At 33.8% G+C, this 14701-nt stretch carries 19 protein-coding genes and 1 other annotated feature (1 of these 20 cut by a window edge); of the genes, 16 read left to right on the top strand and 3 right to left on the bottom strand.

Annotated features, from left to right (window positions below):
• The first annotated feature begins 21 nt into the window (after positions 1 to 21).
• The 10 genes from ABS917_RS07310 (at position 22) to ABS917_RS07355 (ending at position 5501) form a co-directional block, all read left to right on the top strand.
• Entirely contained in the window at positions 22 to 252 is a 231-nt protein-coding gene (locus tag ABS917_RS07310; protein ID WP_350478390.1) for an acyl-phosphate glycerol 3-phosphate acyltransferase, read from the top strand.
• A gap of 175 nt (positions 253 to 427) precedes the next feature.
• Positions 428 to 760 carry a nitrite reductase gene (locus ABS917_RS07315; protein WP_350478391.1) on the top strand — a complete coding sequence of 111 codons (333 nt, stop codon included), beginning with the start codon at positions 428 to 430 and terminating at the stop codon, positions 758 to 760.
• A gap of 60 nt (positions 761 to 820) precedes the next feature.
• Positions 821 to 1150: a histidine kinase gene (locus ABS917_RS07320; protein WP_350478392.1), complete on the top strand. Its 330-nt coding sequence runs from the start codon at positions 821 to 823 to the stop codon at positions 1148 to 1150.
• A gap of 10 nt (positions 1151 to 1160) precedes the next feature.
• Positions 1161 to 1928 carry a hypothetical protein gene (locus tag ABS917_RS07325; protein WP_350478393.1) on the top strand — a complete coding sequence of 256 codons (768 nt, stop codon included), beginning with the start codon at positions 1161 to 1163 and terminating at the stop codon, positions 1926 to 1928.
• 126 nt (positions 1929 to 2054) lie between these two features.
• Positions 2055 to 2336 carry a hypothetical protein gene (locus ABS917_RS07330; RefSeq protein ID WP_350478394.1) on the top strand — a complete coding sequence of 94 codons (282 nt, stop codon included), beginning with the start codon at positions 2055 to 2057 and terminating at the stop codon, positions 2334 to 2336.
• A 104-nt stretch (positions 2337 to 2440) separates the two neighbouring features.
• Positions 2441 to 3136: an MraY family glycosyltransferase gene (locus ABS917_RS07335; protein WP_350478395.1), complete on the top strand. Its 696-nt coding sequence runs from the start codon at positions 2441 to 2443 to the stop codon at positions 3134 to 3136.
• Positions 3137 to 3292: 156 nt separating this feature from the next.
• On the top strand, positions 3293 to 3436 hold the full coding sequence (locus ABS917_RS07340) for a hypothetical protein (RefSeq protein ID WP_350478396.1): 144 nt from the start codon (positions 3293 to 3295) through the stop codon (positions 3434 to 3436).
• Between the two features lie 69 nt (positions 3437 to 3505).
• Positions 3506 to 3841 carry a cupin domain-containing protein gene (locus ABS917_RS07345; RefSeq protein WP_350478397.1) on the top strand — a complete coding sequence of 112 codons (336 nt, stop codon included), beginning with the start codon at positions 3506 to 3508 and terminating at the stop codon, positions 3839 to 3841.
• 107 nt (positions 3842 to 3948) lie between these two features.
• Entirely contained in the window at positions 3949 to 4917 is a 969-nt protein-coding gene (locus ABS917_RS07350; RefSeq protein ID WP_350478398.1) for a hypothetical protein, read from the top strand.
• A 131-nt stretch (positions 4918 to 5048) separates the two neighbouring features.
• Complete coding sequence (locus ABS917_RS07355; protein WP_350478459.1) at positions 5049 to 5501, top strand: NUDIX hydrolase; 453 nt, start codon at positions 5049 to 5051, stop codon at positions 5499 to 5501.
• 72 nt (positions 5502 to 5573) lie between these two features.
• Here ABS917_RS07355 and ABS917_RS07360 read toward each other — a convergent pair whose 3' ends face one another.
• On the bottom strand, positions 5574 to 6122 hold the full coding sequence (locus ABS917_RS07360; protein WP_350478399.1) for a hypothetical protein: 549 nt from the start codon (positions 6120 to 6122) through the stop codon (positions 5574 to 5576).
• A 319-nt stretch (positions 6123 to 6441) separates the two neighbouring features.
• On the opposite strand from ABS917_RS07360, the gene ABS917_RS07365 reads away from it, so the two are divergent.
• From ABS917_RS07365 to ABS917_RS07375, 3 genes are all read left to right on the top strand, one after another.
• A complete protein-coding gene (locus ABS917_RS07365) occupies positions 6442 to 6813 on the top strand; it encodes a hypothetical protein (RefSeq protein WP_350478400.1) in 372 nt (123 codons plus the stop codon).
• Between the two features lie 288 nt (positions 6814 to 7101).
• Positions 7102 to 9243 carry a transglycosylase domain-containing protein gene (locus ABS917_RS07370; RefSeq protein WP_350478401.1) on the top strand — a complete coding sequence of 714 codons (2142 nt, stop codon included), beginning with the start codon at positions 7102 to 7104 and terminating at the stop codon, positions 9241 to 9243.
• 374 nt (positions 9244 to 9617) lie between these two features.
• Complete coding sequence (locus ABS917_RS07375; protein ID WP_350478402.1) at positions 9618 to 10115, top strand: P-loop nucleotide/nucleoside kinase family protein; 498 nt, start codon at positions 9618 to 9620, stop codon at positions 10113 to 10115.
• Positions 10116 to 10230: 115 nt separating this feature from the next.
• Here the strand turns inward: ABS917_RS07375 and ABS917_RS07380 are convergent, their stop codons facing one another.
• Positions 10231 to 10968: a sulfite exporter TauE/SafE family protein gene (locus tag ABS917_RS07380; RefSeq protein WP_350478403.1), complete on the bottom strand. Its 738-nt coding sequence runs from the start codon at positions 10966 to 10968 to the stop codon at positions 10231 to 10233.
• Positions 10969 to 11309: 341 nt separating this feature from the next.
• On the opposite strand from ABS917_RS07380, the gene ABS917_RS07385 reads away from it, so the two are divergent.
• From ABS917_RS07385 to ABS917_RS07395, 3 genes are all read left to right on the top strand, one after another.
• Entirely contained in the window at positions 11310 to 11876 is a 567-nt protein-coding gene (locus tag ABS917_RS07385; RefSeq protein ID WP_350478404.1) for a nucleotidyltransferase family protein, read from the top strand.
• A 191-nt stretch (positions 11877 to 12067) separates the two neighbouring features.
• Entirely contained in the window at positions 12068 to 12625 is a 558-nt protein-coding gene (locus ABS917_RS07390) for a GNAT family N-acetyltransferase (RefSeq protein WP_350478405.1), read from the top strand.
• An 18-nt stretch (positions 12626 to 12643) separates the two neighbouring features.
• Entirely contained in the window at positions 12644 to 13579 is a 936-nt protein-coding gene (locus ABS917_RS07395; protein WP_350478406.1) for a phosphotransferase enzyme family protein, read from the top strand.
• A gap of 212 nt (positions 13580 to 13791) precedes the next feature.
• Here the strand turns inward: ABS917_RS07395 and proC are convergent, their stop codons facing one another.
• Positions 13792 to 14598 carry a pyrroline-5-carboxylate reductase gene (proC, locus tag ABS917_RS07400; protein WP_350478407.1) on the bottom strand — a complete coding sequence of 269 codons (807 nt, stop codon included), beginning with the start codon at positions 14596 to 14598 and terminating at the stop codon, positions 13792 to 13794.
• Between the two features lie 91 nt (positions 14599 to 14689).
• Positions 14690 to 14701, bottom strand: a binding site (T-box leader); it runs 200 nt beyond the window's last position.

The raw sequence follows: 14701 nt of genomic DNA on the forward strand, positions 1-14701 counted from the left end.
TAGAGAAAAGGAGGATGAATGATGCAGCAACCGACAATTTCACCAAAAGTATTACGATTGCTAGTTATTTTTCCAAATGTCATGAGCTATATTCTGTTATTTGGGGTCGTTGTGTACATACGAACAAACTTGGAAATGCTGAAGGCGACAGACAGCTTAACGATGTGGCTGATCATTGCCGCGGTTTTAGGGCCAATTTCGCTCTATACCACATTCAGTATTGTGAAGCGGATTAAGAATGGAACATTGTAAACGGTTCTGCTTCGCAAAAGGGGAAAACAATTATATTATTTGATTACATTCCAAAACACTCAGTTATTTTTTGAACTGAGTGTTTTTTTTGAAGTCTAACCAGTCTGTAAATGCTAATCCGTCTTTAAACGGAAATATGCTAAGATTGGTCTAACCTTGTATAAGGAGGATTTTTTTGAATAAGTTTGGCAGAAGGATTGTAGCATTATTAGGAATTTTGCTTACTATAATTTCAAGTATCATATCAGGTGTGAATTTCTTTGATTTTAGTGGTGGTAAAGGCTTAAATACAGAAAAAATAGAAAAGAATATAGAAAAATTAAAAGGCTATTCTTGGTTTAATGATGTATATAAATTTGAGGAGAATCAGCGTTCATTTTATGTAAGTTTAAAAATTAGGAAGTACTTACAAAGTTCTATGCGTGTAAATAGATTAATTCGTAGTGAAAAAGAGCAAGTAAAGTTTATTTTAATGTTAGAAGAAGTGGCCCGATTACGTAATAAATGATTATTTAAATTTATCTTGTGAATTGGTGTTAAAGATTAAATTTAGACGGAGGGAAGGCACTTGAAAAAAATAATTCTCTTTAATCTATTATTTTTTATAGTAGTTATTTTTGTTACTTTCAATTATTTTAATATTAAATCTCGAGGCGCGGTTGTATTCAATTATGTGGAAGACTATATGGAAACTAACTATGGCATTGATCGGGAAAATATAACTTTAGTAGAAAACAATTACCGAAGAGGAATGGGGTTGTTTGAAATAGAAGTTAAAGATGTTGTTACGGATAACTATTACTTTTATGAAGTAGATATTAGAGATGACTATTCATTAATTTATATAAGAGATCTTTCTGAGCTACATCTTAAAAATAAGGCTGATCAAGAGAGGTGAGTGATGCAAAATGATGAAACAAATTTATGCTTTTGAAAGTATTCAGGATTATGAAATCTATAAAGACGAAATTCATGTATTAAATAAAAAATTGACTGCGTATAAAGAATTGTTAATTAACCAATTTGAGCTTAAAGAAGTGCCTAAATCAATCGTATGGACCAGTAGTAAGATTGCTACTACCGTATTTTCACAAGTTCCTGTGCCCGCCTATACGAATCGGGAAACAATTTATATGTCGCCAAGTGTTAGCGAATGGAAGGCATTTTACCTTTCCCAATTGGATGATGAGGAACTGGAGAATAGTGATGAAATTCAGTACATAAAAAATTATTTCCATTCACTGACGATCGATGATGTTTTTTGTATTTTAGCACATGAACTAACACATCATATTGAACTCTTTCCTGATGAGTTTGAAGAGGAGCGCCATAATAGTATTTGGTTTGAAGAAGGAATGTGTGAATATCTATCTCAAAGAATGACATTACCAGAACAACGATATAAAGAATTAAGAGAAAATGAAAACTTAATGATTAAACTATTTAAGCCAAAGTATGGCGGTTTTTCTTTAGATGATTTTGGAGCAGATAGTTATAATCAGACATCGTTAGCTTCAATTATGCTGAATTATTGGAGAAGCGCTGCTGCAGTTCATTATTTAGTAGAATGTCGCTATGAAGGCAACGTAATGAAGGTCTTTGGCAACTATATGGAATGGCATGAAAACGGGAGACAGCAACCTTTAACTGAATATTTTGGTGTGGAGAAATTTTAAATCCAACAAGCGAGCGGAATTCATGAAGAAGAATTCCGCCTTTTCAGCTGAAGGTGTTTCCGTTTTACCAAATAGATAATCTGTTTGTGCTAATATAATCCTAAGTCTTTGCATTAGGAGGTTCACATGGATTTAATAGCGCAACATCCTTACATTAAGGTAGAAAGAACAGTCACAAGTACTGAACAGTTTGAAATAGAGCATGACCGAATCATTTACTTATACAAAGATAAAGTTGTTACTCAGAATCGAGAATTTCCAATTAAGATTGTGATGGATTTTTCTTACCGGGAAATTGCGAAACAAGGGGGTATACTTTATTTACATACGCTGCAAGGTGTATATACGTATATCGTGAAATCCTCACCTGAAGCTTTCATCAGTGCATATAGAGCATATTTCAAGTAAAGATAGCATTTAAATAATTGGTTTTTTATGGTAGGATACTGAGTGTGTTGCGAAAAATTATACCTTCACAAAAGTATATATTCTCAAAATGAGGAGGGGGAAATTTGTTATATTTAACGCTATTAATTGGTTTGGTTATGGTCGTAATTTCAACGAAGCTTACTCAAAAATTTAAATTATCAAGTATTTGGATGACAGTTGGTCAAATTAGCGCATCATTACTCATTATATTGTTTGGCGATCTTGAGGTTACTTATATTAATCAAATTGAATTAGGATTATTAGCAATTCCATTTTCTTTATTATTCCTAGTAGGGTTTACTAATGTAATGAATCTAGAAAAAGGGCAACAGCCCATAATCATGCTGTTACCGTGTATTTCATTACTTTGTCTTTCCATAGCGGCTCTGTTGATGGATTATACATCTGTTTCAATATCCGGATTATTTGCTGTGTTAACTATTATGCTGTGTGTCTCTATTTCAGGGGAAAAAACTTTAGGAAGAACCTATACTACATCTGTAGGTTTTGTAATAGCAGTGCTGTCACTATTTTTATTTGAAATTTCATTTATTACAATCTACATTCCAATTTTTACTTTAGCATTACCGTTAGCAATTTATCTTTTCCTGCAGAATAGATTTACTAGTGCACAATCAATGATAATTAGCGCTTCAGTAGCTGTTTTGTTTGGATTACTAATGTTTGTAATTCCTTTTAATATAATTTGGTATTTGGTAGTTGGGGCGACAGTTATTTTGGCTATTTCCCAATTCTCAAGTAAGTATCGATTTATTTAGAAAAACCATACTTTATTTGAAATAAGTACTTTGATATTTGGCGCGATTCTATAATAAGGATCTGCGCTTGTTTTATTTAGTGGGGAAATCTTGTACAAATAACCCTATGTTAATTAAATGAATATAAAAATGTAAGAAAAAGAAGGAGGGGAACTAATGGGTATACTATTCGCAATTTTAATTTTCGTTGGTCTTTTTGCCATATACGATTTAATAAGAAGAATGAACAATAATATTATCGAACAGACAGAAGAAATTAAGAAATTAAGAGATGAAATAAATCATAGAGATCTTAAATAATGTAAGAGGTGGGGAGAAAGTTTATCGGAATAATAAATTTAGATTATCGATTCTTAAGGGGAGTATATAATGCAGCTTTTAAATTTTGCAAAGGATAAAGCGAAACCAGTTTTAAATTATAATTCAATTTTCACAGCCTATAACAAAATTATAAAAACCGAAAATGCAACAAATTTCGGATTTATGAATGTCGAAGCTAACGGTTTAGTAGGTCGTCATAGGGCACCTGTTCCACAATTGTTTATCGTGATTGAGGGAGACGGTTGGGTTCAGGGGGAAAGTGACGAGAAGGTAAAAGTGCAAAAGGGTGAAGCTGTATTATGGGAAAAAGGAGAAAGTCACGTTTGTGGTAGTCAAAAAGGTTTAACTGCTATTGTTATACAATCAGCTGAGTTACAAATATAGAATTGCAGATTTTTTAGTTTGGTTTTGTAACAGCAATCTCAATATTGGACTTATGAATGGTTTATAAATTGTTTCAATATGTAAAAATAAATAAGGGGGGTGTTTAAGTGATCAATGAACTATTAATTAATGAAGTACAAGAAGCTCAAAAATATACAAATTTCGTGATATTAATGCCTTCATTACCTGAATCGTATTACCTTAAAAAATTTACATTGAAAAAAGAAACAAATAAGCAACGTTCTTCCATTCGATTTGAAATACATAGTAAAGGAAGAGTCCTCCGTATTAAACAATTTTTCTATGATTGGGCGATACCTGTAATTACAGCAGATACGAATTTAATACAACAAGGAAAGTCTTTTGAAATAGAAGGTATTGTCGGTTTTATTGGTACCGATTACAAAGGTAATCAAGCGGCGAGTTTTTGTAGATGGTTCACTAATATTGAACTTTCTGTAATAGCGGGAATTTTTGATGAAAAAGAAATATTAATGATATTACAAAGTTTAAAAGCAGTTGATAACGATTCCATTCGCACAATAGGTGAACAATCTTATACTTCCTGTAGTTACACCGCTCGTTATAACAAATCGAAATGGGATATAGATGATGAAGTTTCTCGTGTAACTTGGTATGAGGCTAACGAGGATATATTAATTGAAGAGAGTCTAAGAATAAATATCCCAAAAATATATAATGAATTTAATTTAGACTCAATAGGTTATAAAGAATATGAAGCTGGCTCAGAGTATCATTTTTTATATCGTACTCAAGAAGATTTTACAAACGGGTTTTGGCTGTGGATTGCTCCTAGAGAATTATCAGATCCGCTTCCTCCGTTTACAGGTCATAAAATTGGAACAAGGCAGAGTTGGAATATCAAAAGAGTGAGTGGATCTGTTTTAGATATACCTGTTAATAATATTATATTGTGTCGTCAAAATACCAAATATAAAAGCTGGATGGTACATTGGGAGAAAGATAACTATATTTTCCACTTTTATTCTAGAGCTAGTATTAAAAATAATATTCGGGAGTACCAATTGTTTTTTTCAGAATTGTATTCTAAGTAGATACATATGAAAATTATTATCCAAACTGAAGAGAAGTGAATTTCAAATCGGGCGCGATTCTATAATTAAGAATCAGTGCTACAAAATACCTTAAGGAATTTAAACTAAAAAAATATTAGTAGGTGATTACACTGGGATATATTAGGGAGTTGCGGAAGAAGATTGGTACAGCTCCGGTAATTATGGTTGGAGCTTGCGTTTTAATATTAAATGAAAAAGCACAACTACTTTTACAACATAGAAAAGATAATAAAAGTTGGGGGCTTCCTGGTGGGGCCATGGAATTAGGCGAAAGCTTGGAAGAGGTGGCAGTTAGGGAAATGGAAGAAGAAACGGGATTAACCCCAACTCGGTTAGAATTATTCAGAACATTTTCAGGTAAAGAATTTTATTATAAATATCCTCATGGTGATGAGGTTTATAACGTCGTTACTGTCTTTATCTGTAAAAACTATGAGGGTTCGATTAAATACGATGAAACAGAAGCAAGTGATATAAGATTTTTTGATTTAACAGATTTACCTGTACGTATCAGTCCACCAGATTACCCGGTAATTAAGGATTTCTTGAAAACTTGTAATTAGTAAAAACAATATTTAACCTACAATTTTTCTATATATTGAGAATAATACGCTCAGAAACTCTGAGCGTTTTCATCAATATTCTATTGAAAGACGGTACTTAATACGCTCGACAATTTCGTGTTCTTCATTGTGCATCGCATTATATAAAGCTTGCGTATCATATACAGTAAGGCCATTGATATCCTTAGCGATAAAACGTACTGCATGGAGAACCTGATATAAATCGGCGACTTGTTCTTCTGTAAGTGAACCTTCATCAAAATAAGTTATAAAATACCTATCTACATTGGACAGTTTAGAATACAATTCTGGATGGATTGACTCAGTACCAAGTCTAAAAAAAAGGTTTTCCGATGCGGTATAAAATAATCTTGAAATTTTAAAGATTTCATTATTGTTTTCATCGGTTATAGGCTGAGAAAAATCATAGGTTAATAGTTGCTCTGCCGCATCTTCCCATAAATAGAGGTCGCTCCTATAATGGTTACCAATTTGATCTTCCAGGATAATTACTTTTTCCTCTAATTGGTTTACTTCTTTTTTTGTTGTGAGTTCAAACCAAACAACTGTACATAAAGCTATTACTACTATAAATCCCATTACATACTTCAACCATTTCACTTTTATCACACTCCAAAATTTATACATCAACCACTTCTTGTTAAAAGTCTGCAATTCCTTGTTTAAACAACCAGTTTATTAGTTTAACTAAATGGAGTTTTATAATATTACTATTTTAACATAAATAACCAAATATTAATTATTTTCATATTGTCTAATCGATTTATAGAACATCGAAGTTATGTCGGAAATAGATAGAACTTATGTTAAAATCTAGTGAGTTATTCTAAATGTTAATAATGAAAAGTTAGGAGGTAGAGAGTGAAAAATATACTTGGTTTAATAATAGGAACTTTTGTAAAATATAAGCGAGGTGCAAATGAAAAATCTGATTTTATTTCTCTTTATTCTTTCTTTAAGTTTTATCGTTCTAGGGTGCATTAATGAAAAACAGGTAGATCCAGAAGATTCTTTAAGTGAATTAGAGAAAGTATATATGGAAATGCGGGAAATTGCTTGGGCAAGTTTGAGCAACACGGATAAAGAAACCGTATTAGGAAATTGGAAAGATGCGAAAGTAACAGAGGAAAAGCTCAGCGTTAATCATGAAGTACAACCAAACAATGATGGAAAGCAAATCAAAATAATGAAAGTAATTTTTAATACATCTCGTGATAGGTTTTTGGGACCGATTGGCATCTATATTAACCCTAATACAAATAAAATAATTAGTAGAGACGTAAGAATGTAAAAACTTTTCATACAACAGTCAGGATTGAGCTTATCCTTTTATAAAAATATATCAGGAGTGCTTTACTTTAAGAAGCATTTTAAACAACCGGGTGAGATTCTTAAACAAGAATTGGCGCCCATTTTTCATTTGAGGGCATTAAATTTAGGAGAAATGTTATGAACTGCACAAAGTTTAAGAGAGGATAAAGTAGCGGTTTAACAAATCCCTATTGACTATGTATATTTCCTATCTAACAATAACATTTGTACAGAAGCTGAATTGTAAAACTAAAAGGTGGAACAAAATGTGAAAAGAGTTGAAAGAAGACAACAGCAAAAATTAAGCGGACGGATATGTCGTAAGGTTAAAGATAAGAAAATAATAATGAAAATTATAGTAGGAGCTTCCATATTTTTATTATGCTGTTTCCTCATATTTAATATTTTTATTTGGACAAGCGATGTAAGTAAACTGGAAGAACCCACGCCACAGCCAACAATTATTTATGATCAAAATGGAGAAGTAGCCAGTAAAGTTACCGGTTCCAAAATAGATGGAGTCAATATAGAACAGATTCCGGAACATCTTATTCATGCTGTTATTGCAACGGAAGACCAGAAGTTTTACAAGCATAATGGAATTAATGTTATAGGAATTGTACGTGCGATGACTCAAAACACGTTGAGAGGAGAAATTGTAGCGGGAGGAAGTACAATTACACAGCAATTGGCTAAAAATGTCTTTCTTACACAAGAGCGTACATATACGAGAAAGTTAAAAGAACTGATTTTGACGAAGAAAATTGAGCGAACATACGATAAAGACGAAATAATGGAACGGTACTTAAATCAAATATATTTTGGTGAAGGAGCTTGGGGCGTGCAGCGTGCTGCTCAAACGTATTTCGGCAAAGATGTTAGTGAATTAACATTAGGTGAGTCGGCTATGCTTGCAGGTTTGATTAAAGCGCCTTCTATTTTGTCACCATTAAAAGATATGAATATATCCGTTCAACGGAGAGACCTTGTTCTAGCATTGATGGAAAAGGAAGGTTACATTACTCAAAATGAAGCGAAAAAAGCAAAAGATAATCCTATCGTAGTAGAGGGCAAAAAGATTGATGAGTATAAGGGGAAATATCCTTATTATGTGGACCATATAATTGAGGAAGCAATCAAACAATACGGGCTTACAGAAAATGAGGTTCTCTCGGGCGGGCTTCATATTTATACAGAACTGAATCCTGCAATACAAAATGCAGTTGAACAGGTATATAACGATAATGCAATGTTCCCTGAAGGGCAATCTGACCAGCTAATCCAAAGTGGGGCGATCTTCATCAATCCTTCAACTGGAGGAATCAGTGCACTTGTTGGGGGAAGGGGAGACCATACTTTTAGGGGTTTTAATCGAGCTACCCAATTAAAACGTCAACCTGCGTCAACTATGAAACCATTGGCGGCATATACCCCTGCTCTGGAGCAAGGATACGAAATCTATGATATGTTACAAGATTCAGCTATTAATATTGACGGGTATCAACCAATGAACTACGACAATAGATTCCATGGAGAAGTAACAATGTATGAAGCATTGGTGAAGTCATACAACATCCCACCGGTATGGTTATTAAATAAAATGGGATTGAAATACGGTATTAATGCAGTAGAGCGTTTTGGTATTAAATTGAATGAAAAGGATCATAATTTAGGTTTAGCACTTGGTGGTTTGAGTGAAGGCGTATCTCCATTAGTAATGGCTCAGGCGTTTTCCACATTTCCTAATGATGGTGTAATGGTAGAAGCACACTCTATCCAAAAAATTGAAGATGCAGATGGCGAGGTCATTGCTAAGTGGCATCATAATGAAACGAATGTTACGAAGCCCTTAGTCGCTCAGGAAATAACATATATGCTTAAAGGTGTTGTTGAAGAAGGTTCAGCAAAGAATGCTCAAGTGGCAGGATGGGAAGTTGCCGGTAAAACGGGCACGACAGAGCTTCCTTTTGCCAATTCAGGGGGCGCAAAGGACCATTGGTTTGTTGGATATACACCAGAAATTGTAGGAGCAGTTTGGATGGGATATGATCAAACAGATGAAAATCATTATTTGTTAGGAACTGGCGGATCTACTGTCACAAAGATTTTCAAAGAAGTTTTGGCTGAATCTATGGCGGAATTTAACCAAAAAGAATTTAACTTAACTCTACTAGGCAAACAGCTAAAAGAACAGGAAAAGAAAGAGGAAGAGCAGAGGAAGAAAGAAAAAGAGATAGAGAAAAAAGAGAAGGAAAAAGAGAAGAAAGAGAAGGAAAAAGAGAAGAAAGAGAAGGAAAAAGAGAAGAAAGAGAAGGAAAAGGAGAAGAAAGAGAAGGATAAAGAGAAGGAAAAAGAGAAGGATAAAGAGAAGGAAGATAAAAAGAAGGAGAAAGAGAAAGAAACTGAGTGATCTGAGATGCATTGAGGTTTCTATTAAAAGTACTAAACTGAAGTACAAATCTGAGGTTGTATCTGCAAACAATGCAGCACTTCTTATTTTAGTTAGTAATCCGAATAATCAGCTAATAAATGGCGCAATTCTTGAAAAAGAAATGTGCCATTTTAATCTATATTAAGGAAGGACTATACGCGGACGGGATCAAATTCCACGGGCAAGACGTTCTACCCCGTCTTCCGTTATAATAAGACCTAAAATAAATATGAATAATTGAACCTGAAGAATCATACTTAAAGAGGACGTTACTATTACCAAAAAATAGATAGGAAATTATACTTCTACAAGGTTAGGCAACAGCTAATAAAATAAGTCTGGGGGATAAAAACATGAAAGAATTAGGAACCCTATACTTTTTCTGTGGAAAAATGGGGGCAGGAAAATCAACAAAATCTAAACAGTTGGCTATCGAAAAACAGGCGGTACTGTTATCTGAGGATGAATGGCTTTCATCATTATATCCCAATCAGATCACGGCGTTTGAGGACTATCTCAAATTCTCAGCACAGCTCAAGCCAATGGTCAAAAAGCTTGTTCAAAATATATTAAGTATTGGGACAAATGTAGTAATGGATTTTCCAGGTAACACCCAAAAACAGCGGAAATGGTTTTTGGATCTAGTGTTAGAGATCAATGCAAACCATCAACTAATTTTCCTGAATTTAAATAACGAGCAATGCTTACAGCAAATAGCACAACGTCGTAATGAACAACCCGAAAGAGCAGAATTTGATACTGAAGAGACATTTATTAAAGTTACTAACGTTTTTGAAGCACCAAAAGCATCTGAAGGTTTAAATATTTTAGAGTTCAGTAGAGGAAAATGACAGAAAATCCAAACGAGTTAATGGTACCTAAAGTCTTCTAGATTTCAACAATAATGCGCTTTTCTTGAATAAGAAAAGCGCATTATTTAATTATCGGGCCAGCAAAAAGATACTTTTAAAAATTAAAGTAATCTACAATTATTTGTACGATTAAAAGGACTGTTACTAATCTAAGCAGTGGTTTTACATGTTCCGTTTTTAATTTGCGAGCTAATCTTACTCCGAACTGTGCACCAACAATTGATCCAAGCATTAATGCTATTGTAAGTGGCCAGATGATTTTACCCGTTGATATATAAGTGATGGCAGAACCAAAGCAACTAGCAAAAACGCCAACTCTAGCTAAGCCAACTGCTCGGATATAGGCAATTTTTTGGCTTGCATATAAATACATCGCAAGTGTACTGCTTCCTGGCCCAAACATTCCGTCATACATTCCTATACCAATTAGTGCAGTTCCGGATTTTTTATTTGCATGAAACTGTTCAGTTCCATCAAAATTAACTGTTTTCATGAAGGAAGTTACAAATGCAAAGCTTAATAGGATGATTGCAACAATCATTAGAGTACTTCCGCTTAAAAAAGAAGCAATCAGTCCACCTAAAATACCTCCTCCAAGACAAAAGATCAGGACTGATAATGCTTCTTTCGTGGAAACTTCTTTTCTCTTTAATATGACAAGAAAGGTTGAGAGTGAACTGATAGTATTGGAAACCTTGTTTGCACCGATTGCTGAATGCACGGGTAACCCCATAAGTAACATAGTGGGTAAGCTAATGAGTCCCCCTCCTCCGACCAATGTACCGACAACATTACCTATAATTCCAATCATAAAAAAGATGACAAATTCCATTGAACAACCTACTTTCAAATTACACCTTAGATTTAGTTTACCACGTATAATCTTTCGTATGGACTATGAATGAAGCAATTTTTTTTAGAGCTAATTTAATGAATGAGCACATCAAAACACGATGAATGGAACGATGAGGTAGAAGAATTTGAATTAATGATAAGTAAATGATTTGGAACATAATTTTAGATATGTTTATATCAACTAATGATTAACGGTTTATTTAATAACAATCTCCAACACTAGTTAGCTTTTCTTGAAAAAGGAAGAGTATTTTTTAGATAGGAAATAATAAGTACAAAAAAGATATAATAGCATTACAAAAAAGGAGATGATTAATTTTGAAATACGAATTAGAGCTGACTAAAATTATAAAATCAGACCAATTATTAATGTCAATTTTGAAAGCAGTGCAAACATTACAATTAAATGATTGCTGGGTTGCAGCGGGAGTTATTAGAAATAAAGTTTGGGATTACTTACACAATGTACAAACAGAAATAAATGATATTGATGTTATCTATTTTGACGAGTACGATAGTTCAATAGAGGAGGAAAAAGCTTTAGAATCTAAGTTGCAAGAAATTATGCCTAATCAGCCTTGGTCCGTAAAAAACCAAGCGAGAATGCATAAAATAAACAGAATTCCTCCCTATGCTTCTTCAATTGATGGTGTTGCTCATTTCCCTGAAACACCCACCGCAATTGCGGTGCGTTTAAATAACAATAAACTAGAAATATTAGCACCTTATGGATTAAATGATTTATTTGAAGGACTAGTCAGACCTACGCCTCCGTTTAATGAAAACTCCAAACTATATACTATTTATTCAAATCGAATCCAAAATAAAAATTGGGGTTCTATTTGGAATAATTTAATAGTCGAGTCTATAAGCTCCCCTAAATGATCTTTGGAATACATAAATAAATTTTTTATTAAGCGCGTTTATCTCTCCGCCCTATATTTCTTAGAGCTTGGAACATTTTCAGAGGGATATTTACAATAATTAATTAGTAAATATTGTTAATTAAGTATTACAATAATTGGGGAAGTGAAGAAGAGTTCTTAAATTAGTGTTCATAAGGAGGAGTGCTTAAATTGACTGTACATAGGAAATTTCCGGATTTAGAAACGGACAGATTGCTTTTGCGGAATGTGGGAAATGAGGATATTGATTTTATTTATCGACTTTTCAGCAATGAAAAAGTATGTGAATTTTTATATGATGAAGAATTGTTTACGACTAAAAATGAAGCCACAGAGTTTGTTCAATGGAATTCAAATCCTGAAGAAGAAGGATTTAATCGCTGGATACTAGTCAAAAAAAATAATCAGCAGCAAATTGGAACGTGTGGATTTCATTGCTGGGATGGAACAAACAATATAGCTGAGATTGGCTATGATTTATGGCATGAATATTGGGGACAGGGATATATGAAAGAGGTATTGATTTGTGCTATTAAAAGTGGCTTTAACAATATGGCACTGAATAGAATTAACGCATATGTCGCTTTGGAAAATATCAATTCTATAAAATTGTTAGAGAAGCTTGGATTTAAGAATGAAGGGATTTACAGAGATAAGCATTTATTTAGAGGTAAGTACTATGACCATTACTCTTTTTCTTTGTTAAAAAGAGATTGGAATCAATTCTAATAGACGGGAGATAGCTAAATGGAACAAAAAATACTTGAAATGCTCAACGAAATATACCCAGTAGAAATTACTAAAGTTGAAGCAGTAACAAATGAAATGTTTCGATGTATCGCCAAACAGGGTGTTTATTTTGCAAGAATTACAAACTACAAGAGTTATGATGAACAATTAGAAGAGATTACATATACAAATTACCTATATAAAGAAGGTCTAGGTGTATCACCAACAATGGTTTCAAATAAGGGTAATCAGATTGAAAAGATAACCTTTAATAACAAGGAAGTATTAACTGTACTTTATGCAGCTGTAAAAGGAAAACACTTATCTAGAAATGAATGGAATGCCGATGTCTTAAAAGAGTTAGGAAAACAAATAGGCAAATTACATCGTCTCACTAAAAAATTTGAAGGAATACATTCAGTTAGATATATCAATGATTGGTATCAAAATGAGGAATATGATTTCTTGAAATATATTCCTGAGGATGAAACTATGATTAGAGATGTTGCACAAGAAATTATTACAAAGATCAATAACATTCCTAAAGACAAATCCAATTATGGATTGCTACACGGTGATTTATGGCTAGAAAATGTATTGGTAGATGATGATTTAAAGCTGTCAATGGTTGATTTTCAAGATTGTGAGAAAAATTTTTATATTTTTGATTTGGCTGTTCCAATATATAGTGCCATAGAGTTTTCATTTGTAGGTGGTGGGAACATTATTGAATATGAAAGGGATATAACAAAAGCAATTATTGAGCGATACCAAGAAGAAAATAATCTCCCGAAGGAAATGTTAGAAATACTTCCCTTATTTATACAACTAAAAGAAGTCTTTGAATATAGCTTGATGCATATGTATTGGAATAAAGAGAAATTAACGGAAGAACAGATAAGAATTATGAACCATTTCAGAAGGAGAATTGAAGAAAACGTAAGTAAAAAATGATCAAAATCTTTGTATCAATTTTGATATCTTTGTTCCCATATGTATTTCTTAGTAAATACGTATAATAATATACATGTATATTATTATACGTTTGAAACGGTAACGGGTTGGACTTCCTGTATCAATATCATTGTAGTGCGTTATTTCTTAAAGTGAATCTAACTGATATTTCCCAGGAAAAGGTACCCACCAGTTTAACTAGTGGGTGTTTTTTATTCTCCGCGTGACAGCTCTCTTGAGCGGTTTTCTGCACTTCGGACACAGCTCACAATCGCTTCGTTAAAGGACATCGATTCAAGAGCCTTAATTCCGGCTTCTGTTGTTCCACCTGGACTCGTCACTTTTCTGCGCAATATTGAAGGTTCCACGTTTCCGGATTTCAACATTTCCGCAGAACCGGCAATTGTCTGTACCATCAGCTCCCTCACCACTTCCTTTGATAGCCCAAACTCAGCACCGGCCTTTTCAAATGCTTCAATCAAATAGTATAAATAGGCGGGACCGCTTCCGGATAGCGCTGTAACAGCATGAAGCTTTTCTTCTTCGACTTCAATCACAATGCCGATCGCTTCAAGCATTTTAATGTAAAGCGCACGCTGGACGTCTGTTACATGCTGATTGAACGCAATGCCGGATGCAGACATGCCAATCGTGGCGGAAGTGTTTGGCATCACGCGGGCAATTGGACGGCTGCCGAGATATTGTTCAATTGTTTCAATGGTTACACCAGCGAGTACCGATATAATGGCCGTATCTGCAGCTAGATGTGGTGCGATAATTTCCATTGCAGCACGGGCATCTTTAGGTTTCATTGCCAAAATGACGAGATCTGCGTCCTGCAATTGTGCATGGTCCTTCAATAGGTTGACATCGTAGCTTTCCACCAAATCATTTAGTCTTTCTTTATTGGACCGATTGGATATGAACAGGGCATGCGGGTTGATGACATTCTTTTTAATCCATCCGTGAATGAGTGCTTCTGCCATCGATCCCGCGCCGATAAATATAATTTTTTTCATATTGTATCCCTCCGATTTTTAATTCCGATTCTTTTAGTCATTAGGAAATTTGTTAAAGAAACATAAAAAAAGCATCTCCATCCCTACAATCAGTAAGGACGAA

It is taken from the genome of Solibacillus sp., from assembly GCF_040273735.1.
Lineage (GTDB): Bacteria > Bacillota > Bacilli > Bacillales_A > Planococcaceae > Solibacillus.